Source organism: Candidatus Microbacterium colombiense, from assembly GCA_029203165.1.
Classification (GTDB): domain Bacteria; phylum Actinomycetota; class Actinomycetes; order Actinomycetales; family Microbacteriaceae; genus Microbacterium; species Microbacterium colombiense.
In genome coordinates this window covers 115,441-136,489 of the sequence record CP119308.1, presented here as the reverse complement: position 1 = coordinate 136,489, position 21,049 = coordinate 115,441, and the positions used below count along the sequence as shown (strand labels likewise).

Here is a 21,049-nt window from a genome sequence, read left to right as displayed (position 1 = left end):
GCGATATGGCAGCCTATTCACGCATCTGTGCTGTCATATCGCGACGGGAGGTGGGGGCTGGAGCGCTCAGCGGTCGACGAAGGACATCTGCTGGGGGTTGTACCGATCGCCGGCGACGCCCACGCGGGTCGCGAGTGCGGAGAGATCGTCGACCTCGTCGGCGGACAGGGCGACCTGGGTACTGGCGGCGTTCTCGGCGATGCGGGAGGTGCGTCGCGTTCCGGGGATCGGCACGATCCAGGGCTGACGGGCGAGCAGCCAGGCGAGCGCGATCTGGCCCGGCGTCGCGCCCTTCGCGGTCGCGAGCGCGGCGACGTGGTCGACCAATGCCTGGTTCGCTTCGCGGTTCTCGGTGGCGAAACGCGGGATGGTGGAGCGGATGTCGCCCGCGGCGAAGTCCGTGGAGGCGCCGACGGTGCCGGTCAGGAAGCCCTTCCCGAGCGGGCTGAACGGCACGAATCCGATGCCGAGTTCGGCGAGCGTCGGCAGGATCTGCGTCTCGGGATCGCGCGTCCACAGCGAGTACTCGCTCTGCAACGCCGTCACCGGATGCACCGCATGGGCGCGGCGGATCGTCTCGGATGACGCCTCGGAGAGTCCGAGATGGCGCACCTTGCCCTCACGGACGAGCTCGGCGACCGTGCCGGCGACGTCTTCGATCGGAACCTCCGGATCGACGCGGTGCTGGTAGAAGAGGTCGATCACGTCGGTGCGCAGGCTTCGCAGCGATGCCTCTGCCACGCGCCGGATCTGATCGGGCCTGCTGTTGAGCCCGACACTCTTGCCGTCTTCGATGCGCCATCCGAACTTCGTCGCGATGACGACCTCGTCGCGGATCGGAGCCAGCGCCTCCCCGACGAGCTCCTCGTTCACGTAGGGGCCGTAGACCTCCGCGGTGTCGAAGAAGGTGACGCCGTGCTCGGGGGCGGAGCGCAGCACGGAGATCATGTCGTCGCGGCTCCCGGGGTTCGGTCCGTAGCTCTGCGACATGCCCATGGCGCCGAGTCCGATCGCCGAGACCTGGAGGCCCTGCCCGAGTGTGCGCGTGTGCATGGTTCGTCCTTTCGTGGAGCGCCGATGTGATCGGTGGCGCCGTTAGTGCGACGCTACGCGCGGTGCGCACGAAGAGGGAGGGCCTGGTGTGCCCCCTCAGCCGGGCTACCGGAGGCGCCAATGGATGACAGGTGCCGAATCGATTCGATAGGCTGGAGCCTCCCCCGATCCGCACTCCAGTCCTGCGAGCTCCTCCTCATGGCCACCTCCCTCACCACGGGCCGCCCGTGGCGTGTCATCCTTGCCTTCTCCATCCCCCTGCTGCTCGGCAACGTCGTGCAGCAGCTGTACCAGTTCGCCGACGCCATCGTCGTCGGCCGCCACCTCGGCGTCGACGCCCTCGCGGCCGTCGGCGCGACCGGCGCACTGCTCTTCCTGCTGCTCGGCTTCGCCTGGGGTCTGACCAGTGGGTTCGCGATCCCGATCGCCCAGGCGTTCGGCGCGCGCGACGATGCCGCGGTGCGCCGGTCCGTCGCGACCGGGGTGATCCTGACGGGCATCACGAGCGTCGTGCTGACGGTGGTCGCGCCGCTGATCGCCGCGCCGCTGCTCGCCCTGCTGCAGACGCCGCCCGAGCTCATGGCCGATGCCACGGTCTTCACGCAGATCAGCTTCCTCGGCGCGGGCGCGACGATGTTCTTCAACTACCTGTCGGCGATCATCCGCGCGATCGGAGACTCCCGCACGCCGCTCGTGTTCCTCACCGTGTCGTGCGCGCTGAACGTGGGGCTGGTCGTGCTCATGGTCGGCCCGCTCGCATGGGGTGTGGCTGGCGCGGCGCTCGCGACGGTGATCGCGCAGGCCGTCTCAGTGGCGCTGTGCCTCGAGTTCGTGCGCCGCCGCCTGCCGATGCTGCACCTGCGTCGGGCGGACTGGCGCGTCACACGCGCCGACATCTCCGAGCACCTGCGCCTCGGTCTGCCGATGGGCTTCCAGGCCTCGATCATCGCGATCGGCACGCTGACCGTGCAGGTCGCGCTCAACACTCTGGGCGCCGAGGCCGTCGCGGCCTACACGACCGCATCGCGCGTCGACAGCCTCGCCGTCGCGCTGCTCTCCTCGCTCGGACTGGCGGTGTCGATGTACGCCGCGCAGAACCACGGCGGACGTCGACCCGATCGCATCCGCCGTGGTGTGGTCGAGGCGACCTGGATGGCCATCGCCGCCGGCATCGTGCTCGGCGGTCTGCTCATCGCCTTCGGTGCCCCGATGGTGCGCCTGTTCATCGGCGAAGGCTCCGACGAGGTCGTCGATCTCGCCCACCTCATGCTGATCGTGAACGGATGCGGCTACTGGGCGCTCGGCATGCTGTTCGTGCTCCGTGGCGCGCTGCAGGGGCTGGGCCACACGCTCGTGCCGACCGTGACCGGCGTGATCGAACTCGTGATGCGCGTGGTCGCGGCCGTGGCGCTCGGGGCGATGATCGGCTTCACCGGGGTCGCGCTCAGCAACCCGCTGGCGTGGGTCGGAGCGATCGTGCTGTTGGTGCCGGCGTACATCCGCGCGCACCGGGCGCTCGGGCGCATGCCGGTCGACCCGATCGACGCGACCGAGACCTCGGCCATCGCGATCGTCGGACCGAGCGACGGTTCCATGGTGGTCGATGCGGTGGTCACGCAGCCCATCGCGGTCGCGCGGTCGTCGCGGCTTCGCCGACTGATGCTGACCCGACCGAAGAGCCGCACGCGGCGCTGATCCGGCCGTTCGATCGGGCCCGATCGACCCCGGATCGGGCTGCGCTCGCGGAGTATCAATATCCTCCTGCAGGATGACGCGAATCGCACCTGAGACGGATGGGCTTTCGTCGACACTTTCCTAATGTGGAACCAGCGGATGTTCCGCAGACCGGGGGGTCAAGATGTCGACATTGGGAGTTGCCAACGGATTGGCGGCCGTGATGGTGCCGATGGGCATCATCGGGGCGGCGCTCGCCGCCGTGTGTGCGATCGTGGCGGGGGTCGCGATCATGCGTGGAGCCGGGGGGCTCAGCGGCGGCGCGGTCGGGCTGTGGATCCCGTTCGCCTTGATGAGCTTCACGGCCTCCTTCGCCAATCAGTGGCTGCCGTTGATCGCCTCGGGCGCGGCGCTCGCCGCGATGCTGATCCTCGGCGGAGTGGTGCGAGCCATCATCGCGGTCGCCGACGGCGGGCGGCCGTCGCGTCGGTCGGCTGCGGTTCCGGTGTCGGCTGCAGCGCCCGTGTCGGCGCCTGCACCGGTGTCGCCGATGGCGCAGATGCGGATGCCGGCGACGGCGACATCAACGATCGCGGTCGTCTCGACGCCCTGATCTCCTGCGTCGGCGGTTCACAACTCCTCAAGAACCTGCTCGCCTCGCCCGCCCGCGGTCGGAATCCCGGTTGCCGGTCGTCGTGCGCGGCACGGTCTTGAGGAGTTGTGAACGCTCAGCGTGTGAGCAGGCCTACGCCGTCGCGCAGTTCGAAGACGAGCTGCGTCTCGGTGCCGCGCACGACCGGATGGATCGTGATGTGTTCGAGCACGATGTCACGCAGCGCCGTCGCGTCCTCCACGGCCACGTGCACGAGGAAGTCGTCGACGCCGGCGACGTGGAACACCTGCAGCGCGCGGGGGATGCTCGCCAGTGCGTCGAACAGCGCCGTGACCTTCTGCCCCGTGTGGTTGGCGAGACGTACCTTGATGATCGCCTGCAGCGGGAAGCCGACGGCGGCCTCATCGAGGCGGATGCGGGTGTCGCGGATGATGCCGCGCTCGCGCAGCGAACGTACCCGGTGCGCGCAGGTCGACTCGGCGAGGTTCAGGCGATGGGCGAGTGCCTTGTTGGTGATGTCGGCGTCGCGTGTGAGCACGGCGAGCAGTTCCAGGTCGATCTCGTCGAGCGGGGAGCCTTGTGCTTTGGGCAACAGTGGTCCTTTCGTGCGGCCGATCATTGCTCAGAATAGCGAATCAGGCCTAAGAACTGGTGGATGCTGTCGTTCAGAGGCAATATTCCCGTGATTCAGGCAACGTGGAAGCATGACTGCACCGCTGCATCCTGACACCGTCGCCGTGCACAGCGGCCGTTCCGACCTCGAAGGGCTCGGAGTCCACGCGCTCCCGATCGACCTCTCGACGACGAACCCACTGCCCGACATCGAACGCGGCGGCGACTCGTACGAGGCGATGGCGACCGGCGGCCGTCCGCCCGCTGACGGCAGCATGGTCTACGCACGCCTCTGGAACCCGACGGTCGCGCGCTTCGAGGATGCGCTGGCTGAGCTCGAGCAAGCCGAGGCATCCGTGGCGTTCGCCTCGGGCATGGCCGCGATGACCGCGGTGATCCTCGCGCACACGGGTGCGACGGGGCTCCGGCACGTCGTCGCCGTCCGTCCGCTGTACGGGGGCACCGACCACCTGCTCGGCTCCGGTCTGCTCGGCGTCCAGACGACCTACTGCCACCCGGATGAGGTGGCGCGCAGCATCCGTCCCGACACGGGGCTCGTGGTGCTCGAGACGCCGGCGAATCCCACCCTCGAGCTCGTCGACATCGCCGATGTCGTGCGGCAGGCGGGCACCGTGCCCGTTGTCGTCGACAACACGTTCGCGACGCCGGTGCTGCAGAACCCGATCGATCTGGGCGCCGCGATGTCGCTGCACAGCGCCACGAAGTATCTCGGAGGGCACGGCGACGTGATCGCCGGCGTCGTGGCCTGCAGCGAGCAGACCGCCGAAGCCCTGCGCCGTGTGCGGGCGGTGACGGGCGGACTGCTGCATCCACTCGGCGCGTACCTGCTGCACCGCGGCCTCACGACCCTGCCGGTACGGATGCGGCAGCAGCAGGAGAACGCGCGCCGGATCGTGCAGTGGCTGATCGACCGGCCGGAGGTCGACGAGGTCTTCTACCCCGGACTCGACGGCGACCCGCACGGCATCCTCGACCGGCAGATGCGTGGCACCGGCGCCATGATCGCGATGCGCATGCGGGGCGGCTTCGCCGCGGCAACCGAGATCACGACGGCGACCCGGCTGTTCACCCACGCGGTCTCGCTCGGGGGAGTGGACTCGCTGATCCAGCATCCCGCCGCGCTGACCCACCGGCCCGTCCCGCCCGAGGCGCGCCCTGCTGCTGACGTGCTGCGCCTCTCGATCGGCCTCGAGAACGCCGATGATCTGATCGCCGACCTCGCTCAGGCGTTCGGGAGTCTGCCCGCCACTGTCGGCGCCTCACCGCTGCCGGACGAGGTCGTGCGGGCCTGAGCGCCGGTTCGGCGGTCTTGTTGCTCCCTGCGGACCTCGCCTAGGGTCGTGACCGTGCCCCACCAGCCCTTCGCCGATCTGCGCGTCTCCGGCCGGCCATCGCTCTCCCATGTCGACCTCGGGGAACTCGACGGGTTCCGCTTCTCAGACGGACTCGGTTTCCCGCCGTCGTATCGCGGATACGTTCGTCACGCGGGCTGGGCGCGTCTCGTCGGACTGTGGTTGATCTACCCGCCGGTGCTCGCCGGCTGGGCGGACGGTCTGTCCGGGCGCGGTGGCGCGCTGACGCGGCGGTTCCGCGAGGCCTATGAGGACGGCCACGTCGAGGAGTTCGATTGGATGGTCGAGCCGGACGGTTCCTGGGAGCTCGTGGCCTCCCTCGACGTCTTCGGGTGGAGCGAGAACGGCGATTACCTGCTGTGGGATACCTCCTCGCGCACACCGGACGGTGAGTTCCCCGTCTGGGTGTCGTGGGGCGGCAACGCGCTCCACCGCGCGGGCGCGGATCTCCACGAGGCTCTCGTCATGATCTGCGGCCGCGTTGCGAGCTGGACGAGCGAATCCGGGGATGAATTGCAGCCGCTGGAGCCGTCGCCTCTGTGACGGGCCGCCCGACGACGCGCCGATTCGGGGTCAGCCCGGGAGGCGGATCGTGCCCGTGGCGAGACGCTCTGTCGGCATGCGGTCGCGGTTGTATGTGATCTCGTCGTAGCCGTGCGGGGTGGGCACGCCGTCATCGTCGAGACTCACGAACACGATCTTCTCGATCGTGAGGATGCGCTTGCGCGTGATCATGTTGCGTGCGACCGCCCGCATGGTCAGCGAGGTGGTGCCGAACTGCGTGGCCTGCAGGCCGATCTCGATCAGGTCGCCCTGCACCGCCGACGCCTCGAAGTTGATCTCGGAGATGTGCTTGGTGACGGCGCGGTAGTTGCCCAGCTGCACGATCGCATAGATCGCGGCCTCTTCATCGATCCACTTCAGCAGGCTCCCCCCGAACAGTGACCCGTTGGCATTGAGGTCTTCGGGGCGTACCCACTTGCGGGTGCGGAAGTTGAGTCCGTCTTCGGACCATGCCGACGGTTTCGGTGTCTTCTGAGACTTCTGTGGGGCCATGATCCGAGGCTAGGAGCGTCGTGAGTCCACCGTGTTACGACGAGTTTTCGTGGGCGCGTCTGCTGCGGGCAGAGCGGCCCAGGGCAGAATCGTGCCAACGGCTGCCGATGGCGACGGATGCTGAGGGCATGAGCGAAGACACCCCCATTCCGCAGTTCGGCGCCGAAGCCCGTCGAGCCCTGTTCCACGAGCGTGTGCTGGTGCTCGACGGAGCCCTCGACGACGACAACGGCACGCTGCTCATGACGCAGATGCTCACGCTGTCGGCCGAAGACCCCGCCACCGACATCGCCCTGTGGATCCATTCCCCGGGCGGATCCGTGCCGTCGATGCTGGCGATCCGCGACATCATGCGGCTGATCCCGAACGACGTCACGACCCTCGCACTCGGACTCGCGTGCAGCGCCGGGCAGTTCCTGCTCTCGGCGGGCACCCACGGCAAGCGGCGGGCGCTGCCGCATGCGCGCATCCTCATGCATCAGGGGTCGGCGGGCATCGGCGGTTCGGCGGGCGAGATCGAGACCCAGGCCGACGACCTGCGCCACATGCGCGACACCGTGCTCGGGCTCATCGCCGACGACACGGGTCAGCCGGTCGAGCGCATCTTCGAGGACTCGCTGCACGACCGCTGGTACACCGCGGCGCAGGCGCTGGAGTACGGATTCATCGACGCGACCGTCGGCTCGATCGCCGAGGTGATGCCGCGCAGGCGTGCCCGCGTCGGATTGGGGGCGGGCGCATGAGCGGCTACACGATCCCGAACGTGATCGCGCAGCATCCGCGCGGGGAACGCATCATGGACGTCTACTCGCACCTGCTCGCCGAGCGGGTCATCTATCTCGGCACCGGCATCGACGCGGGTGTCGCGAACGCGCTGATCGCGCAGTTGCTGCACCTCGACGCCGACAGTCCGGAGACCGGCATCCAGTTCTACATCAACAGCGAGGGCGGCGACCCGGGCGCTGCGCTGGCGATCTACGACACGATGCAGCACATCCGTCCGCGCATCGCCACGACCTGCGTCGGTCAGGCGATCGGACCGGCCGCGTTGCTGGTCGCGGCCGGAGCGCCGGGGGAGCGGTCGGCGCTCGCGCACGCGCGCATCGTGCTGCATCAGCCGGCCGGCCAGTCGCGCGGGGCGATCCCCGACCTGATCCTCGCGGCCGACGAGGTGGTGCGGGTGCGATCCGACATGGAGGCGATCCTCGCGCGGCACAGCGGACGCACGGTCGAGGAGCTGCGGGCCGACACCGACCGTGACCGCGTGTTCACGGCATCCGCGGCGCGGGAGTACGGGCTGATCGACACCGTGCTGGGGGCGCGCGGCGACTGAGCGGGGCCGTCGGGGCCGACGGGGACGTCGGGGGCTTTCGGGTGGCGGGTGCCTGTTCGCTGTGCAGGGAGAAGTTCACGATGCAGGGCGGATTCCGTCACATCACCGTGCGTCCTGGACCTCTCCCTGCACGGCGTGCGGCGGGCCGGCTGCCGCGGCTCAGGCAGCGAGGGCGAAGGCCCCGGCCGACACCGAGACCACGGCCGCCACCGAGACCGCGGCGGATGCCGGGACTGCGGTCGACCGCAACTCCTCGGCCACGGCGCTGGTCAACTCGATCAGGCTCGTGTCGAGAGCGCCGGCGATCGCCGCGATCATCTCGCTCGACGGCTCCTTGCGTCCGCGTTCGACCTCCGACAGGTACTGCGGCGAGACGCCGGCCTTCTCGGCGGTCTCGGTGAGCGTCTCGTCACGGTCGTGTCGTCGTCGGCGCAGCTGGTCACCGAGCAGGTGGCGCCACAGCGGCTCGGGGTCGCTGAGGCGGGGGCGAGCGGTGCGGGGTACGCGCGGGAACGGGACGATGTCGGCCATGCCTCACGATAATCCGCGGCATCCGGCGGGTTCGAGCCGTTCTGCTCAGAGCAGAAAGCTCACACCTCGGTGCGATCCGGAGCGGGGGCGGATTCGTCGGTGGGCGCGGCGGCTGCCGCCTCGGTCGCCGCCCAGCTCGCGAGCATCGTCAACTTGTCGGCCGAGGCGGTTCCGGGCTCGACGGTGTAGGTCGACAGCTGCAGCCCGGGGTCGGCGGGCAGCTCGAACGCCTCGTAGGTGAGTTCCAGCTCGCCCACGACCGGATGGTTGATGCGCTTCACCCCGGTGCGGTGGAACCGCACGTTGTGCGCCGCCCACAACGACCGGAACCGGTCGCTTCTCGTCGACAGCTCGCCGACGAGGTCGGTCAGCCTCCGGTCGAACGGGTTGCGGCCGGCCTCGCCCCGCATGGCGGCGACGAGTTCCTGGGTGTTGCGGTCCCAGTCGACGTAGAAGTTCGGGGCTGCGGGATTGAGGAACGCGAAGCGTGCACTGTTCGGCTGCGGCTCGGCGAACACGGGGGCGTAGAGCGCGCGACCGAGCGCGTTGCCGGCCAGGTAGTCGAAGTAGCTGTTGCGCACCAACGCCGGAGCCCCGGTCATCGCATCCAACAGGCGCAGGATGCTGGGTCGCAGCACTTCCGACTTCTTGCGGGGCGTGCGCGCCACGGGCGAGGTGTTGGCCGTGCGAGCGAGGTCGAACAGGTGCGCGGTCTCGGCCTCGTCCAACTGCAGGGCCCGGGCGAGAGCGTCGAGCACGCTGTCGGATGCCCCCGACAGGTCGCCGCGTTCGAGGCGTGTGTAGTAGTCGACGCTCACGCCGGCGAGCAGGGAGACCTCTTCGCGGCGCAGCCCCGGCACGCGCCGGTTTCCACCGAAGGTCGGGAGACCGGCCTGATCAGGGGTGATGCGTGCGCGCCTCGTCGAGAGGAACTCGCGCACTTCGCTGCGGGTGTCCATGAGGTCGACGCTACGCCGTCCGTGCGGCGAGAGGGAGGTACTGGTGGTACCGGGGAGCTAGAGCGCAGCGGTCACGCCGGGCAACAGCTTTCCGAGGATCGCGCCGAGCTGATCGCGCTCCTCGGCCGTGAGCGGATCGAGCACGAGTTCGCGCACCTGCTCGACGTGCACGGGGGCCGCGGTGCGCAGCATCTCGCGACCGGCCTCGGTGAGCGCAGCCGACAGGGTGCGCTTGTCGGTGCTGCAGGAGGTGCGTGAGACCCAGCCCTTCTCCTCGAGCGAGTCGAGCGCGTGGCTCAGCCGCGACCTGCTCAGGCCGGCGATCCGGGCGAGCTCGGTCATCGTCACGACGCCCTCGCCCTGACCGGCGAGCGTCACGAGGATCGCGTACCGCGCGTGGTTGAGGCCGACCTCGTCCTTCAGCGTGCGGTCGAGAACCTGCGGCAGCAGCTGCACGAAACGGATGACGGGGAGCCAGGTCTCCATCTCGGTGTCGTCGAGCCGCCGCGGGTGCACACGCTCCGCTGTCATGGTGCGCTCCTCGGGGGTCACGCCGCTGACAGATCGAGCGTGTGGGAGGTGTGATCCCGCTTGGCCTGCAGGTAGCGGGTGTTCGCCTCCGACAGGTGCACCTCGGTGCGCACGCGTTCGGTGACCGCGATGCCCAGCGCTTCGAGCTGCACGGCCTTGTCGGGGTTGTTGCTCAGCAGGCGGATGCCGTCGACTCCCACAGCGCGCAGCATCTGGGCGGCGACCGTGTAGTCGCGCTCGTCCTCGCCGTGGCCCAGCGCGACGTTGGCTTCGTAGGTGTCGAGTCCGGCATCCTGCAGCGCGTAGGCGTCGAGCTTGGCGTAGAGGCCGATGCCGCGGCCTTCCTGCCGCAGGTAGAGCAGGAAACCACCCTCGTCGGCGATGCGTTCGGCGGCTTCGCGCAGCTGCGGGCCGCAGTCGCAGCGTTCCGATCCGAAGACGTCGCCCGTCAGGCATTCGCTGTGCGGGCGCACGAGGGGCGCATCGCCGCCGTCGGCCGCACGCTCGAGTGCGGCGCGCCAGTCGCCCAGGCCGAGGAGGAGGTGTTCGCGGCCGTCGACCAGTCCGTCGAAGGTGACGACGTCGGCCGTGGTGGAGAATCCGTCACCGAAGCGCAGCGGCACACGCACGCGCGTGCGCTCGGTCGCGACCGGAACGACGGTTGAAGTTTCAATCATGTGGGGTGAAACACGCCGCGATCGTTTCTATTCCCGCCGTCGGCGCACGAACTTCAGCTCGCTGGCCAGTATGCCGAGCACCACGAGCGCGCCGCCGATCAGCGCGGTCACGGGCAGGCGCTCGCCGGCGATGCGTCCGATGACGCCCGCCCACACCGGCTCACCGGCGTAGATGATCGTCGCGCGCGTGGGCGAGACCGACTTCTGTGCCCAGTTCATCGTGAGCTGGATGAGGCAGCTCGCCGCGCCCAGACCCACCGCACAGCCGACCCAGATCCACGAGAACTCGGGGAACCCCTCCCCGACGACCGGCATCGTGAGCAGCCCGAGCACACCGGCGGTGAGCAGCTGGATCACGGTGATGCGGCCGAGGTCGATCTTGCCCGCGAACACACTGATGAGGATGATCTCCGCCGCGATCGGCAGGGTGCTGATCATGGTCGCGATCTCGCCCGTGCCGAGGGTGAGGGCGAACGCGTCCGGACCGGCGATCAGCAGTAGGCCGACGAACGCCAGACCCGCGCCGACGAACGCCATCGTCGGTGGACGCTTGCGGAACACCGCCCACTGCGCGAACGGCACGAGCGGCACGTACATCGCCGTGATGAAGGCGGAGGTGCTGCTGTTGATCGTCTGCAGTCCGAGGGTCTGCAGGCCGTAGCCGAGGTAGATCATCACGCCGATCGCGACACCCGCGCCGATGTCGCGCCAGCGGATGCCGCGCAGCACGCGCCGGAAGATCACGACGCTGATGAGCCCGGCCACCAGGAAACGGATGCCGACGAAGAACCAGGGACCCGAGTGCTGCATCGCCCAGTGCACGAGCAGGAACGTGCTGCCCCAGACGGCGGTGATGCCGATGAGGGCGGCCTCCTGCGGGCGGAGGCGCATCCAGCGCAGAGTGGAGGGCATGGAAGAGGCCCTTTCTCGACGGTGTTCTCGACGGTGCCGGATCGAGCCTAGCGCCGAGACGGTGTGACGCTCGACGTCAGAAACGGTCATCCGCGCCCCCCTGCCGAGGCGACTGGGTAGCCTCGCAGAATGAGCAACTTCACGACCGTCGATGAGCTGAACGAGCTGCTGACCGGAGGCGCGCCCGTGCGCGTGCTCGACGTGCGGTGGCGGTTGGACAAGCCCGACGGTCACGCGGAGTACGCGAGCGGGCACATCCCGGGTGCGGTCTACGTGCCCCTGCATGACGAACTGGCCACGCACGGCGAACCATCGGAGGGCCGCCACCCGCTGCCTTCGACCGAGAGGCTGCAGACGGCGGCGCGGCGCTGGGGTGTGAACGCCGGCGATGTGGTGGTCGCCTATGACGATGCGAAGGGCCTCGCCGCGGCGCGCGCCTGGTGGCTGCTGCGCCAGGCCGGAGTCGACGTGCGGGTTCTCGCGGGCGGCATCCGTGCGTGGATCGCGGCCAACCTCCCGCTCGCCACCGACGATGTCACGCCCGACGCGGGCGACGTCGTGCTCGACGAGATCGGCGGCGAGGCGCTGTCGATCGATGAGGCCGCCGCGTTCCCGGCATCCGGCGTGCTGCTCGACGTGCGCGCGCCCGAGCGCTACAGCGGCGAGACCGAGCCGCTGGACCCTGTGGCCGGGCACATCCCCGGTGCCGTGAACCTCCCGACCGGGTTGCACCTCGACCCGGAGGGCAGGATCCTCGACCGCACCACGGTGCTGAAGACGTTCGAGAGCGTGGGTGTGGTTCCGGGCTCCTCCGTCGCCGCCTATTGCGGGTCGGGCATCACCGCCGCGCACACCGTGCTGATCCTCGACGAGGTCGGCATCGAGGCGAAGGTCTTCCCCGGTTCGTGGAGCCAGTGGTCGAACACCCCCGGACGCCCGATCGCCACCGGCGACCAGCCCGGCTGAGCGACGGCGGCACCGCCGCCCGTACCGAAGCGAGGTCACCGCGACCGGCGGCGGCATCCACTCCGCGCCCCCGCGTAGACTGGGGGGAACACCCCGGAGGACTCTGCATCGTCATGTCTGCCCCTGCTCGCGCGTTCACCGCGCGCCACGTCCAGTTGCTGCGCGCGCTGTTCGCGGCCGCCGCTGCGCTGATGATCACCTTCTCCTCCGACCACTCGGCCCCGGTCGGACTGGCCGTGTTCAGCGGCTTCGTGCTCGTGACCGCCCTGGTGCAGATCCTCGCCGCGTGGCTCGTGCTGCCTGCCGGATCCCGCTGGCCGTCGGTGCTGCAGGGGGCACTGGGCATCGTCGCGGGCATGGTCACCGGCATCCCGATGTGGCGCACGGATGACCTCTTCTTCATCGTCGTCGTGACGTGGGGCCTGCTGACGGGTGGGATCGAACTGCTCGCCGGGTTCCGCGCGCGCCGCACCGCCGACCCGCTCGCACGCGATGCGATCACGGTGGGCGCCTTCGGCGTGCTGCTCGCGCTGGCGCTGCTGCTCATCCCGGCCGGATTCCTGCAGGAGTACACGATCGACAAGGCCGGCACCTTCGTGCTGTCCGGCATCATCCTGGGCGTCGGCATCTTCGGCGGATACGCGGCCATCGTCGCGGTCTTCCTCGGCATCGCCGGCCTGACCCCGCGTCGGGCGGATGCCGTGGCCACCGCCACCGCATCCGACGACGTTCCCGACGACACGGCAGCTGCCGCACCGTCGACGACTGCCGAGCTCGGAGGAGACCGATGAGCGACGAGAAGCCGACCCGTCGGGACATCCTGCGTCCGCTGCACCTGCTGGGGATCGCCCTGGGGTGCGGTGTCTTCGCGATGGTGGTGACCCTGGTGACGACCGGCGCGTTCACGCTCCGGGTCAACACCGCGATCGCCAACGGCACATACGACGGCCTCACCCCCGTCGTGCTCGGCCTCGTCGTGGGCGGCGGCGCGTTCATCGCCACGCTGCTGATCCTGTCGATGCTGATCCTCGCCGTCGACCCGGCCGCGGTGACCAAGACGGTCGACCGTCCGGTGCTCTACGACCCGGAGCCCGAGAGCGGCACCGACGCAGCCTCCGGCGACGCGGCCTCCGACCGCAAGGAATAGTCGTGCGTCGCCGCGGCTTGTGCCTGAGGTGACCGCCTCCGTCGACCGCGCATCCGTGGGACTGCGCTCCGCCCGCGGACCGGTGCTCGGGGCGCTGATGCTCTCGACCGGACTCATCGCGATCGACGCGACGATCCTCGCGACCGCGGTGCCCAGCATCGTGCGTGACCTCGGCAACTACCAGCAGTTCCCCTGGCTGTTCTCGGTCTATCTGCTGGCGCAGGCCGTGAGCGTTCCCATCTACTCGCGCTTCGCCGACACGGTCGGCCGCAAGCCGATCATCCTCCTCGGCATCTCCCTGTTCCTGCTCGGGTCCATCCTCTGCGGCTTCGCCTGGAACATGCCCTCGCTGATCGCGTTCCGCGTCATCCAGGGCCTCGGCGCCGGTGCGGTCGCACCGATGGCCATGACGATCGTCGGCGACATCTACACGGTCGCCGAGCGCGCCAAGGTGCAGGGATACATCGCGAGCGTGTGGGCGGTCTCCTCGGTGGTCGGCCCCGCGCTGGGCGGCCTGTTCGCGCAGCTCGACGCCTGGCGGTGGATCTTCTTCGTCAACGTCCCGCTGTGCCTGCTCGCCGCATGGATGCTGCTGCGCAAATACCACGAGAAGAAGCAGACGCAGCGCCACCGCATCGACTACGGCGGAGCGGTGCTGCTCACGCTCGGACTCACCGGCCTCATCCTGGGGATGCTCGAGGGCGGCAACGCCTGGGCGTGGATCTCGGTGCCCAGCGCGATCTGCTTCGGTGTCGGCATCCTGGCGCTCGCCGCATTCGGATGGGTGGAGCGGCGGGTCGCCGAGCCGATCGTCGACCTGCGACTCGCGGCGCGCCCGCTCATCCTCAGCACCACGATCGTCTCGCTCGGTGTGGGAGCGCTGCTGACCGGCATCACCAGCTTCGCGCCCGCGTACCTGGAGGGGTCGATCGGGATCGTGCCGCTGCTGTCGGGGCTCGCCGTCGCCGCCCTGACGCTCGGGTGGCCGATCGCCGCGGCCAACGTCGGCCGACTGTACCTGCGCATCGGGTTCCGTCGCACGGCGCTCATCGGCATGAGCATCACGACGACCGCCGCGCTCGTGCTCGCCATCGTCTCGCCCTGGCCGAGCCCGTTCACGGTCGCCGGCATCGCCTTCGTGCTCGGCTTCGGGCTGGGCTGGACCGCCGCGCCCACGCTGATCGCCGCCCAGGCCTCGGTCGGATGGGGCGAGCGCGGCGCGGTGACCGGCATGAACGCCTTCGCGCGGTCGGCCGGAAGCGCACTGGGGGTCGCGGTGTTCGGGGCGATCTCGAACGCGGTGATCGCGCAGGGCGCGGGGCCGGACGACCCCGGCACGATCGTGGACGCCTCGGTCTGGGTGTTCGTCGGCGCCGCGGTGACCGCCGTGCTCACGTTGATCGCGGTGACGTTCATGCCGAAGGACGCGGTCCAGAGTCGATCGGGCGAAGTCGGGGCCTAGTTCGGTCGGGTGCGGCTGGTGGTGCTTGGCGTTCATAACTCCGCAAGAACGACGGGTCGCACCGACGCCGCGCCCGTAGTTCCGCGGGGTGCGAGCGCGCGGTCGCACGTTTCTCCGGAGTTGTGAACGTGCACCCGGGCGCACCGGGGCGTACCGGGGGCACCGGGCGCCCGGCGACCACCGCCGGAATCAGCGGGCGAGGCGTTCCGCGATGCCCGTGTACGTCGCCGGTGTCAGCGCGAGGAGGCGCTGCTTCGCGGCGTCGCCGATCTCCAGACCCTGCACGAACTCGGCCAGTTCCGCTCCGCCGACGCGGTGTCCGCGGGTGAGCTCCTTGAGCAGCGCGTAGGGGTCGCTGATCGTCGAGCGGCCGGCCACGACCTCGGCACGGATCACGGTCTGGATCGCCTCGGCGAGCACTTCCCAGTTCACGTCGAGGTCGGCCAGCAGCACGTCGCGCGAGAGCGAGATCTCGTTGAGCCCGCGGCGCAGGTTGTCGAGCGCGAGCAGCGAGTGCCCGAACGCGACGCCGATGTTGCGCTGCGTGGTCGAGTCGGTGAGGTCGCGCTGCAGGCGGCTCGTGACGAGCGTCTGCGAGAGCGAGCCGAGCAGGGCGCCCGAGAGCTCGAGGTTCGCCTCGGCGTTCTCGAACCGGATCGGGTTGATCTTGTGCGGCATGGTCGACGATCCGGTGGCACCCGCCACGGGGATCTGCGCGAAGTAGCCGAGCGAGATGTAGGTCCAGATGTCGGTGGCGAGGTTGTGCAGGATGCCGCCGGCGTGACGCACGCGGTCGTAGAGCTCGACCTGCCAGTCGTGCGACTCGATCTGGGTGGTGAGGATGTTGAAGCCCAGGCCGAGCCCCTCGACGTACTCGCGGGCGATCGTCGGCCAGTCCGCGTCGGGGTCTGCAGACAGGTGCGCCGACCAGGTGCCGGTCGCGCCCGAGAACTTCGCCAGGTAGTCGGATGCCGCGATCTGGTCGCGCACGCGCTCGAGACGCCACGCGAACACGGCGATCTCCTTGCCCATCGTCGAGGGCGTGGCGGGCTGGCCGTGGGTGCGGGAGAGCATCGCGGCGTCCGCATGCTCGACCGCGATCTCACGCAGCTTGGCGATGACCCCGTCGAGGGCGGGCAGCCAGACGCTCTCGACCGCGCGCTTCACGGTGAGGGCGTACGAGACCGAGTTGATGTCCTCGCTCGTGCATGCGAAGTGGGTGAGCTCGGAGATCGCATCGAGCCCGAGGGTCGAGAGCCGATCGCGCACGAGGTACTCGATGGCCTTGACGTCGTGACGCGTGACGGCTTCCTTCTCGGCGAGCCAGTCGATCTCGGTCTGACCGAAGTCGCGGTACAGCGCGCGCAGGCGCTCCTTGTCGGCATCCGACAGCGGAGCGGTCTCGAACAGCGAGCGATCGGTGAGGGCGATCAGCCATTCGACCTCGACCTCGACCCGGGCGCGGTTGAGGCCGGCCTCGGAGAGGAAGTCGGCGAGGCCCGTGACGGCGGCGCGGTAGCGACCGTCGAGGGGGCTCAGGGGCTGCGGCGGAAGCGAAGGCTGGAAAGTCAGGGGAGTCCTCCTGATCGGGCCCGTCAGATACGGGGAGTGCGGGGGAGTCGTAGGGCGGGTTCGAGCTGGCGGAACAGGCCCCGAGTCGACGCCTCAATCATACCGAGCACGGAATCGAACATGTCGGTGCCCGCGTAGTAGGGGTCGGGCACGTCGTGGGTCGTCGCATCCGGGTCGAACGCGAGGAGGAGCGTGACCTTGCCCTCTTCGTCTTCGTTGTGCGCCCATTCCCGCAGGATCCGCTCGTGCGTGCGGTCGAGGGCGACCACGAGGTCGTTGTCGGCGAAGGAGAGCTGGGTGAACTGGCGTGCGCGATGCTGCGAGCCGTCGTAGCCGCGGCGGGCGAGCGAGTCGATCGTGCGGTGGTCGGCGCGCTCGCCGAGGTGCCAATCGCCTGTGCCGGCGCTCCGTGAGACGATGCGCGATCCGAGTCCCTGCCGTTCGGCGAGATCGCGGAAGACCACCTCGGCCATGGGCGAGCGGCAGATGTTCCCCGTGCAGACGAAGATCACGCGGAAGGGATCCGGGGATGTCACCCGTCCATTCTGCCCGCAGTGTGCGCTCCTGCACAGTCGCGGGCGGGAAGACGGTCGGCTCGCGCGCGTCGATGGCTCACTGTTCCTGCACCGTCGCGGACGTCGTCGAACACTCCACAACCGCCGTGATCCCGGTCAATCATCCGGTGGTGGACTGAGGATGCTGGAGTCATGTACTCCTTCATGCTCGCCGAGAGCGGCTCGTCCGATCAGTTCTGGAACTGGTTCCTGGCCACGCGCGAGGTGGGCCGCGCGCTCACCGCCGTCGAAGAGGCCGCCGGTGGCCTGCGCGCGCTCGTGGCCGCCAGTGAGTGGCATGCCGACGGGGTGCGCGCGCTGCACGATCTGCTGCGGGGGTTGCAGTCTCGCGCCGAGACCACGATGGGCGAGCTGCATGTGCGCGCGTGGGAGCTGAGCCGGATGGGGGAGGCGTGAGCGAGGATCTCGACATCCGGTATGGCGGAGCGATCGCCGTCGACACCGAGATCCTGCGCGACATCGGCACGCGACTGGTGGCGTTGTGCACGCAGTTCGACGATGCGCGCACGGCTGTCGAGCGTGCACGCGAGATCGTCTCGCGCGACGAGCATTTCGACGGGTGGCTCGATGCGGCGACGTTGGGCGCGAGCGGTGATCAGCTGACGTCGTTGTCGGCGGACTGCCGGAGGGCGAGCGAAGGCACGCTGCTCATGGCCGACGCGTACGAGGTGGTGGAGCTTCGCGCACGGGCCGAGGCATTGGCGGTGACGGATGCCGCGGCCGCCGCCTCGGTGCAGGCGCGCATCGATCGGTTGCTGGCGGCCGATACTCGGGTGTCGGCGATGGTCGACTGGCTCGTGGACGAGTGGCGGGAGGGTCGTTTCGACGGTCTTCTGGGGCAGTTCGATCTCGGCGGATTCGTATCACCGCTGTTCATCGGCGGCGCTCTGGGCGGGGTCGTGACCGGGCTGGGGAAGGTGCTCCCCGGCATGACGCTGCGGGGCACCGCCGACCCCGTGACCGTCACTGCCGTGCGGACGACGACGCCCACCGGCGCACCGTCCGGCATCGCTGAGGCGTTCCGGCGCTTCCCGTCTGCGGCCGGCGCGCAGGTCAGGGTCGATCGCTACGTGATGCCCGACGGCACCCGTCGCTTCGTGGCCTACGTCAAGGGATCCCAATCCGTGGCGAACGGCGGTTCGGAGCCCTGGGACATGCGCTCGAACGTGCAGCTCTACGGGGGTGAGACGTCGGCGTCGTATCAGGCGACGCTCGACGCACTCGCCCAGGCCGGTGCGGAGCCGGGAGATCGGGTGGATGTCGTGGCCCACTCGCAGGGCGGAGCGATCGCGGCTCATCTCTCGATGGAGAGCGATTACGACGTGCAGGTGCAGATCACCGCCGGGAGTCCCGTCGAGCCCACGCTGCGTGATGACCAGGTGATCGTCCAGCTGCGGCATACCGACGACGTGGTGTCGGCCCTGGCGGCCGGTGGATCCCCGGAAGGCACCGGATCTTCCGACAGCTTCACGGCGGAGCGGGTGGGCGATCCGGCGCGCGGCTTCCAGGACCTCGCGTTGGCGCCGCACCAGCTCGAGGCGTACATCGACACCGCCGAGCAGGTCGATGAGTCGGGCGACGTGCGGGTGCGGGCGCTCGACGACTACTGGGCGGAGCTCGACGACGCGGTGGAGATCACGGCGACCGAGTACCGGGCCACGCGCGATGAGTAGTGGCGGCGAATAGTGGCGGTGCGGTGCGGCCGACGCTGTCGGTCAGTCGGTCAGTCGGTCAGTCGGTCAGTCGGTCAGTCGGGTGAGTCGGTCAGTCGCGGCGCGAGCGCTTGTTCTGCGGGCGCAGGATGAAGCCGAACAGTCCGTTGATCACCGAGATGATGATCGCGGCGAGCACGCCCCACCAGAAGTCGCCCACCGTGAGGCCCCAGCCGAAGCCGCTCGTGATCCAGGCCGTGAGCCACAACAGGAAGCCGTTGATCAGGAAGCCGATGAGACCGAAGGTGAGGATGTAGAGCGGGAAGGCGACGATCTTCACGACCGTCCCGATGATGGTGTTCACCAGGGCGAAGATCGCGGCGACGGCCAAGAGCGTCAGCACGAGCTGCAGTGTCTCGGCGGGCGGGAACGCGGTGATCTGCACCTGCAGGGCAGGGATCAGCGTCACGACCCAGAGGGCGAACGCGTTGACGACGACTCGGATGATGAAGCGCATGGTGCGATCAGTCTTCCACGATCGGCCGGGGATGTCAGCGGTTCGCGTCGTCGCGGCGCACGCGGTGGGTCTGAATGCGCCGCTCGGACTCATCGAGATCGATTGTGCCCGACGCGACTCCGACCACCAGGTCGAATGCGTCATCGGTGGAGAAGTCGTGCTTCCACCCGTTGATCCAGAGAAACGCCACGAAACTCGTCCAGGATGTGCGTTTGTTCCCATCGAACAACGGATGGTTCCGCGCCAGCGATTCCAAGAGGGCAGCGCCCTTGCGGTCGATCGTCGGATACGCGTCGTCGCCGAAGAGCGATGCGGCGGGCCGTGCCAGCGCGGACGCGAGCAGACCGGCGTCGCGTACGTGGAAGCCGAGACGGTCGACGATGAGCAGGCCGTCTTCCAACGTGAGGTACTCGGTCATGCGTCTTCGAGGCGCTCCAGGAGGACCCTGTCATTGCTGAGGACGAAGTCGACAGCGGAGTTCACCTCGGCGGTGCGCGAGGAGTCCCGCACGAACCGGTCGGCCGCTTCGATCAGGAGGGCGTGCTTGGAGGTGTGCCGTCGCGCGGCCAGCTCGCCCAGCTGCGCATCGAGGTCTTCCGGAAGCCGCACGGTCATCGCCATACCAAAATGGTACTACCGGGCCCTCGCCTCCGACAGGGATGCGGGAGAATCCCCGGCATCCGGGACCGCCGCCGCACCCCCGACTTCTAGACTCGTCACTGTGACCGAGCCGATTCTGCCCCGCATCCGACCAGCCATCGCCGCCCTCGCGCCGTATCGCCAGGGGAAGCAGGCCGGGCCCGACGCCTTCAAGCTGTCGAGCAATGAGAACCCGTTCGATCCGCTCCCCTCGGTCGTGGCGGCGCTGCAGCACACCACGCCGATCAACCGCTATCCCGATGCGACAGCCGGCCGGCTGCGGGCCCGACTGAGCGAGCGCTACGGCGTCCGACCCGATGAGGTGCACGTCGCCGCGGGCAGCGTCTCGATCCTCCACCAGCTGATCCTCGCCTCGGCATCCGTCGGCGACGAGGTCATCTACGCCTGGCGCTCCTTCGAGGCCTACCCGAGCCTTCCGCTGGTCGCCGGAGCGACCGGAGTGCAGGTGCCGCTCACGGCCGAATCCACGCATGACCTCGACGCGATGGCGGATGCCGTCACCGAGCGCACGCGCGCCATCATCCTCTGCACCCCGAACAACCCGACCGGCCCGATCATCACGAGCGCCGAGTTCGCCGCCTTCGTCGAGCGCGTCCCGGCCGATGTCCTGATCATCCTCGACGAGGCGTACGCCGAGTTCGTCACCGCGCCGGGTGCCGTCGACGGCCTCGCCGAGCGCGTCTTCGAGAGTCACCCGAACGTGGTCGTGCTGCGCACCTTCTCGAAGGCCTACGGGCTCGCCGGCCTGCGCATCGGCTACGCGATCGGCAACGAGAAGGTGCTCGACGCCGCACGCACCACCGGCATCCCGCTGTCGGTCACGTCCGCCGCCGAGAACGCCGCGATCGCGAGCCTCGACGCCGAGGCCGAGCTGCTCGAGCGTGTCGCGGTGATCGTCGAGCGACGCACGCTGCTGGTCGACGGACTGCGTGCGCAGGGATGGCAGGTGCCCGATGCGCAGGCGAACTTCGTCTGGCTGCCCACCGGCGCGCGCACCGACGAGGTCGCCGCCGCATTCGTCGCAGCGGACCTCATCGTGCGTCCGTTCTCGGGCGACGGCATCCGGATCTCGGTCGGAGAAGAGCCCTCCATCGCCCGCGTGCTGGAGGTCGCCGCCGCATCGCGGTGACTCCCGGCGCCTCCATCTCCACGCCGTTTCTCCGGGTTCCGCGCA

Annotated in this window: 26 protein-coding genes; 13 read left to right on the top strand and 13 right to left on the bottom strand. The window is 69.3% G+C overall.

Annotated features, from left to right (window positions below; translation table 11 throughout):
- Positions 1 to 66: 66 nt before the first annotated feature.
- On the bottom strand, positions 67 to 1,053 hold the full coding sequence (locus tag P0Y60_00705; protein WEK61310.1) for an aldo/keto reductase: 987 nt from the start codon (positions 1,051 to 1,053) through the stop codon (positions 67 to 69).
- Positions 1,054 to 1,251: 198 nt separating this feature from the next.
- On the opposite strand from P0Y60_00705, the gene P0Y60_00700 reads away from it, so the two are divergent.
- Positions 1,252 to 2,748 (top strand): MATE family efflux transporter, encoded by a 1,497-nt coding sequence (locus tag P0Y60_00700; protein ID WEK61309.1) that lies wholly within the window; start codon positions 1,252 to 1,254, stop codon positions 2,746 to 2,748.
- Positions 2,749 to 2,911: 163 nt separating this feature from the next.
- A complete protein-coding gene (locus P0Y60_00695) occupies positions 2,912 to 3,340 on the top strand; it encodes a hypothetical protein (GenBank protein WEK61308.1) in 429 nt (142 codons plus the stop codon).
- Positions 3,341 to 3,455: 115 nt separating this feature from the next.
- On the opposite strand, the gene P0Y60_00690 is transcribed toward P0Y60_00695, so the two are convergent.
- Positions 3,456 to 3,932 (bottom strand): Lrp/AsnC family transcriptional regulator, encoded by a 477-nt coding sequence (locus P0Y60_00690; protein ID WEK61307.1) that lies wholly within the window; start codon positions 3,930 to 3,932, stop codon positions 3,456 to 3,458.
- Between the two features lie 112 nt (positions 3,933 to 4,044).
- On the opposite strand from P0Y60_00690, the gene P0Y60_00685 reads away from it, so the two are divergent.
- Positions 4,045 to 5,265 carry a PLP-dependent aspartate aminotransferase family protein gene (locus P0Y60_00685; GenBank protein WEK61306.1) on the top strand — a complete coding sequence of 407 codons (1,221 nt, stop codon included), beginning with the start codon at positions 4,045 to 4,047 and terminating at the stop codon, positions 5,263 to 5,265.
- A gap of 48 nt (positions 5,266 to 5,313) precedes the next feature.
- Positions 5,314 to 5,868 carry a hypothetical protein gene (locus P0Y60_00680; protein WEK61305.1) on the top strand — a complete coding sequence of 185 codons (555 nt, stop codon included), beginning with the start codon at positions 5,314 to 5,316 and terminating at the stop codon, positions 5,866 to 5,868.
- 30 nt (positions 5,869 to 5,898) lie between these two features.
- Here the strand turns inward: P0Y60_00680 and P0Y60_00675 are convergent, their stop codons facing one another.
- The gene (locus P0Y60_00675; protein ID WEK61304.1) at positions 5,899 to 6,381 is read right to left on the bottom strand and encodes a hotdog domain-containing protein; all 483 of its coding nucleotides are present in this window, start codon (positions 6,379 to 6,381) and stop codon (positions 5,899 to 5,901) included.
- Positions 6,382 to 6,509: 128 nt separating this feature from the next.
- On the opposite strand from P0Y60_00675, the gene P0Y60_00670 reads away from it, so the two are divergent.
- Together P0Y60_00670 and P0Y60_00665 are read left to right on the top strand one after the other, a co-directional pair.
- Complete coding sequence (locus tag P0Y60_00670; protein WEK61303.1) at positions 6,510 to 7,124, top strand: ATP-dependent Clp protease proteolytic subunit; 615 nt, start codon at positions 6,510 to 6,512, stop codon at positions 7,122 to 7,124.
- Positions 7,121 to 7,714 carry an ATP-dependent Clp protease proteolytic subunit gene (locus tag P0Y60_00665; protein WEK61302.1) on the top strand — a complete coding sequence of 198 codons (594 nt, stop codon included), beginning with the start codon at positions 7,121 to 7,123 and terminating at the stop codon, positions 7,712 to 7,714. The genes P0Y60_00670 and P0Y60_00665 overlap by 4 nt, the downstream gene beginning before the upstream one ends.
- A gap of 159 nt (positions 7,715 to 7,873) precedes the next feature.
- On the opposite strand, the gene P0Y60_00660 is transcribed toward P0Y60_00665, so the two are convergent.
- The 5 genes from P0Y60_00660 to P0Y60_00640 are packed head-to-tail and all read right to left on the bottom strand — an operon-like array spanning position 7,874 to position 11,324.
- Positions 7,874 to 8,245 (bottom strand): helix-turn-helix transcriptional regulator, encoded by a 372-nt coding sequence (locus P0Y60_00660; GenBank protein ID WEK61301.1) that lies wholly within the window; start codon positions 8,243 to 8,245, stop codon positions 7,874 to 7,876.
- A 59-nt stretch (positions 8,246 to 8,304) separates the two neighbouring features.
- The gene (locus tag P0Y60_00655) at positions 8,305 to 9,204 is read right to left on the bottom strand and encodes a helix-turn-helix transcriptional regulator (GenBank protein WEK61300.1); all 900 of its coding nucleotides are present in this window, start codon (positions 9,202 to 9,204) and stop codon (positions 8,305 to 8,307) included.
- A 57-nt stretch (positions 9,205 to 9,261) separates the two neighbouring features.
- Positions 9,262 to 9,735 carry a MarR family transcriptional regulator gene (locus tag P0Y60_00650; GenBank protein WEK61299.1) on the bottom strand — a complete coding sequence of 158 codons (474 nt, stop codon included), beginning with the start codon at positions 9,733 to 9,735 and terminating at the stop codon, positions 9,262 to 9,264.
- A 17-nt stretch (positions 9,736 to 9,752) separates the two neighbouring features.
- Positions 9,753 to 10,412, bottom strand: coding sequence for a GTP cyclohydrolase II (locus P0Y60_00645; protein WEK61298.1), 660 nt, complete (start codon positions 10,410 to 10,412; stop codon positions 9,753 to 9,755).
- Between the two features lie 27 nt (positions 10,413 to 10,439).
- Positions 10,440 to 11,324, bottom strand: a complete 885-nt coding sequence (locus tag P0Y60_00640; GenBank protein WEK61297.1) for a DMT family transporter — start codon at positions 11,322 to 11,324, stop codon at positions 10,440 to 10,442.
- A gap of 129 nt (positions 11,325 to 11,453) precedes the next feature.
- Between P0Y60_00640 and P0Y60_00635 the strand changes: the two genes are divergently transcribed.
- The 4 genes from P0Y60_00635 to P0Y60_00620 all read left to right on the top strand — a co-directional run bounded on the left by P0Y60_00635 (position 11,454) and on the right by P0Y60_00620 (position 14,899).
- Entirely contained in the window at positions 11,454 to 12,290 is an 837-nt protein-coding gene (locus P0Y60_00635; GenBank protein WEK61296.1) for a sulfurtransferase, read from the top strand.
- 113 nt (positions 12,291 to 12,403) lie between these two features.
- Positions 12,404 to 13,081, top strand: coding sequence for an acyl-CoA synthetase (locus P0Y60_00630; GenBank protein ID WEK61295.1), 678 nt, complete (start codon positions 12,404 to 12,406; stop codon positions 13,079 to 13,081).
- Positions 13,078 to 13,437, top strand: coding sequence for a hypothetical protein (locus P0Y60_00625; GenBank protein WEK61294.1), 360 nt, complete (start codon positions 13,078 to 13,080; stop codon positions 13,435 to 13,437). The genes P0Y60_00630 and P0Y60_00625 overlap by 4 nt, the downstream gene beginning before the upstream one ends.
- A 28-nt stretch (positions 13,438 to 13,465) precedes the next feature.
- The gene (locus P0Y60_00620) at positions 13,466 to 14,899 is read left to right on the top strand and encodes an MFS transporter (protein WEK61293.1); all 1,434 of its coding nucleotides are present in this window, start codon (positions 13,466 to 13,468) and stop codon (positions 14,897 to 14,899) included.
- A 189-nt stretch (positions 14,900 to 15,088) separates the two neighbouring features.
- Here the strand turns inward: P0Y60_00620 and purB are convergent, their stop codons facing one another.
- Both purB and P0Y60_00610 read right to left on the bottom strand, forming a co-directional pair.
- On the bottom strand, positions 15,089 to 16,471 hold the full coding sequence (purB, locus tag P0Y60_00615; GenBank protein ID WEK62835.1) for an adenylosuccinate lyase: 1,383 nt from the start codon (positions 16,469 to 16,471) through the stop codon (positions 15,089 to 15,091).
- 23 nt (positions 16,472 to 16,494) lie between these two features.
- Complete coding sequence (locus P0Y60_00610; GenBank protein WEK61292.1) at positions 16,495 to 17,007, bottom strand: low molecular weight phosphotyrosine protein phosphatase; 513 nt, start codon at positions 17,005 to 17,007, stop codon at positions 16,495 to 16,497.
- Between the two features lie 171 nt (positions 17,008 to 17,178).
- Between P0Y60_00610 and P0Y60_00605 the strand changes: the two genes are divergently transcribed.
- Both P0Y60_00605 and P0Y60_00600 read left to right on the top strand, forming a co-directional pair.
- On the top strand, positions 17,179 to 17,442 hold the full coding sequence (locus tag P0Y60_00605) for a hypothetical protein (protein ID WEK61291.1): 264 nt from the start codon (positions 17,179 to 17,181) through the stop codon (positions 17,440 to 17,442).
- Positions 17,439 to 18,719, top strand: a complete 1,281-nt coding sequence (locus P0Y60_00600) for a hypothetical protein (GenBank protein WEK61290.1) — start codon at positions 17,439 to 17,441, stop codon at positions 18,717 to 18,719. The genes P0Y60_00605 and P0Y60_00600 overlap by 4 nt, the downstream gene beginning before the upstream one ends.
- Positions 18,720 to 18,810: 91 nt before the next feature.
- On the opposite strand, the gene P0Y60_00595 is transcribed toward P0Y60_00600, so the two are convergent.
- The 3 genes from P0Y60_00595 to P0Y60_00585 are packed head-to-tail and all read right to left on the bottom strand — an operon-like array spanning position 18,811 to position 19,836.
- Positions 18,811 to 19,215 (bottom strand): phage holin family protein, encoded by a 405-nt coding sequence (locus tag P0Y60_00595; GenBank protein WEK61289.1) that lies wholly within the window; start codon positions 19,213 to 19,215, stop codon positions 18,811 to 18,813.
- Positions 19,216 to 19,249: 34 nt separating this feature from the next.
- Positions 19,250 to 19,633 carry a type II toxin-antitoxin system death-on-curing family toxin gene (locus P0Y60_00590; GenBank protein WEK61288.1) on the bottom strand — a complete coding sequence of 128 codons (384 nt, stop codon included), beginning with the start codon at positions 19,631 to 19,633 and terminating at the stop codon, positions 19,250 to 19,252.
- Entirely contained in the window at positions 19,630 to 19,836 is a 207-nt protein-coding gene (locus P0Y60_00585; protein ID WEK61287.1) for a ribbon-helix-helix protein, CopG family, read from the bottom strand. Before P0Y60_00585 ends, P0Y60_00590 begins: the two co-directional genes overlap by 4 nt.
- 100 nt (positions 19,837 to 19,936) lie before the next feature.
- Between P0Y60_00585 and P0Y60_00580 the strand changes: the two genes are divergently transcribed.
- Entirely contained in the window at positions 19,937 to 21,004 is a 1,068-nt protein-coding gene (locus tag P0Y60_00580; protein WEK61286.1) for a histidinol-phosphate transaminase, read from the top strand.
- Positions 21,005 to 21,049: the final 45 nt, after the last annotated feature.

Bases quoted from the DNA above. Each gene is read 5' to 3' on its own strand.
- P0Y60_00705 (WEK61310.1), bottom strand. From the start codon at position 1,053: ATGCACACGCGCACACTCGGGCAGGGCCTCCAGGTCTCGGCGATCGGA.
- P0Y60_00700 (WEK61309.1), top strand. From the start codon at position 1,252: ATGGCCACCTCCCTCACCACGGGCCGCCCGTGGCGTGTCATCCTTGCC.
- P0Y60_00695 (WEK61308.1), top strand. From the start codon at position 2,912: ATGTCGACATTGGGAGTTGCCAACGGATTGGCGGCCGTGATGGTGCCG.
- P0Y60_00685 (WEK61306.1), top strand. From the start codon at position 4,045: ATGACTGCACCGCTGCATCCTGACACCGTCGCCGTGCACAGCGGCCGT.
- P0Y60_00675 (WEK61304.1), bottom strand. From the start codon at position 6,381: ATGGCCCCACAGAAGTCTCAGAAGACACCGAAACCGTCGGCATGGTCC.
- P0Y60_00670 (WEK61303.1), top strand. From the start codon at position 6,510: ATGAGCGAAGACACCCCCATTCCGCAGTTCGGCGCCGAAGCCCGTCGA.
- P0Y60_00665 (WEK61302.1), top strand. From the start codon at position 7,121: ATGAGCGGCTACACGATCCCGAACGTGATCGCGCAGCATCCGCGCGGG.
- P0Y60_00660 (WEK61301.1), bottom strand. From the start codon at position 8,245: ATGGCCGACATCGTCCCGTTCCCGCGCGTACCCCGCACCGCTCGCCCC.
- P0Y60_00655 (WEK61300.1), bottom strand. From the start codon at position 9,204: ATGGACACCCGCAGCGAAGTGCGCGAGTTCCTCTCGACGAGGCGCGCA.
- P0Y60_00650 (WEK61299.1), bottom strand. From the start codon at position 9,735: ATGACAGCGGAGCGTGTGCACCCGCGGCGGCTCGACGACACCGAGATG.
- P0Y60_00645 (WEK61298.1), bottom strand. From the start codon at position 10,412: ATGATTGAAACTTCAACCGTCGTTCCGGTCGCGACCGAGCGCACGCGC.
- P0Y60_00640 (WEK61297.1), bottom strand. From the start codon at position 11,324: ATGCCCTCCACTCTGCGCTGGATGCGCCTCCGCCCGCAGGAGGCCGCC.
- P0Y60_00635 (WEK61296.1), top strand. From the start codon at position 11,454: ATGAGCAACTTCACGACCGTCGATGAGCTGAACGAGCTGCTGACCGGA.
- P0Y60_00630 (WEK61295.1), top strand. From the start codon at position 12,404: ATGTCTGCCCCTGCTCGCGCGTTCACCGCGCGCCACGTCCAGTTGCTG.
- P0Y60_00625 (WEK61294.1), top strand. From the start codon at position 13,078: ATGAGCGACGAGAAGCCGACCCGTCGGGACATCCTGCGTCCGCTGCAC.
- P0Y60_00605 (WEK61291.1), top strand. From the start codon at position 17,179: ATGTACTCCTTCATGCTCGCCGAGAGCGGCTCGTCCGATCAGTTCTGG.
- P0Y60_00595 (WEK61289.1), bottom strand. From the start codon at position 19,215: ATGCGCTTCATCATCCGAGTCGTCGTCAACGCGTTCGCCCTCTGGGTC.
- P0Y60_00590 (WEK61288.1), bottom strand. From the start codon at position 19,633: ATGACCGAGTACCTCACGTTGGAAGACGGCCTGCTCATCGTCGACCGT.
- P0Y60_00585 (WEK61287.1), bottom strand. From the start codon at position 19,836: ATGGCGATGACCGTGCGGCTTCCGGAAGACCTCGATGCGCAGCTGGGC.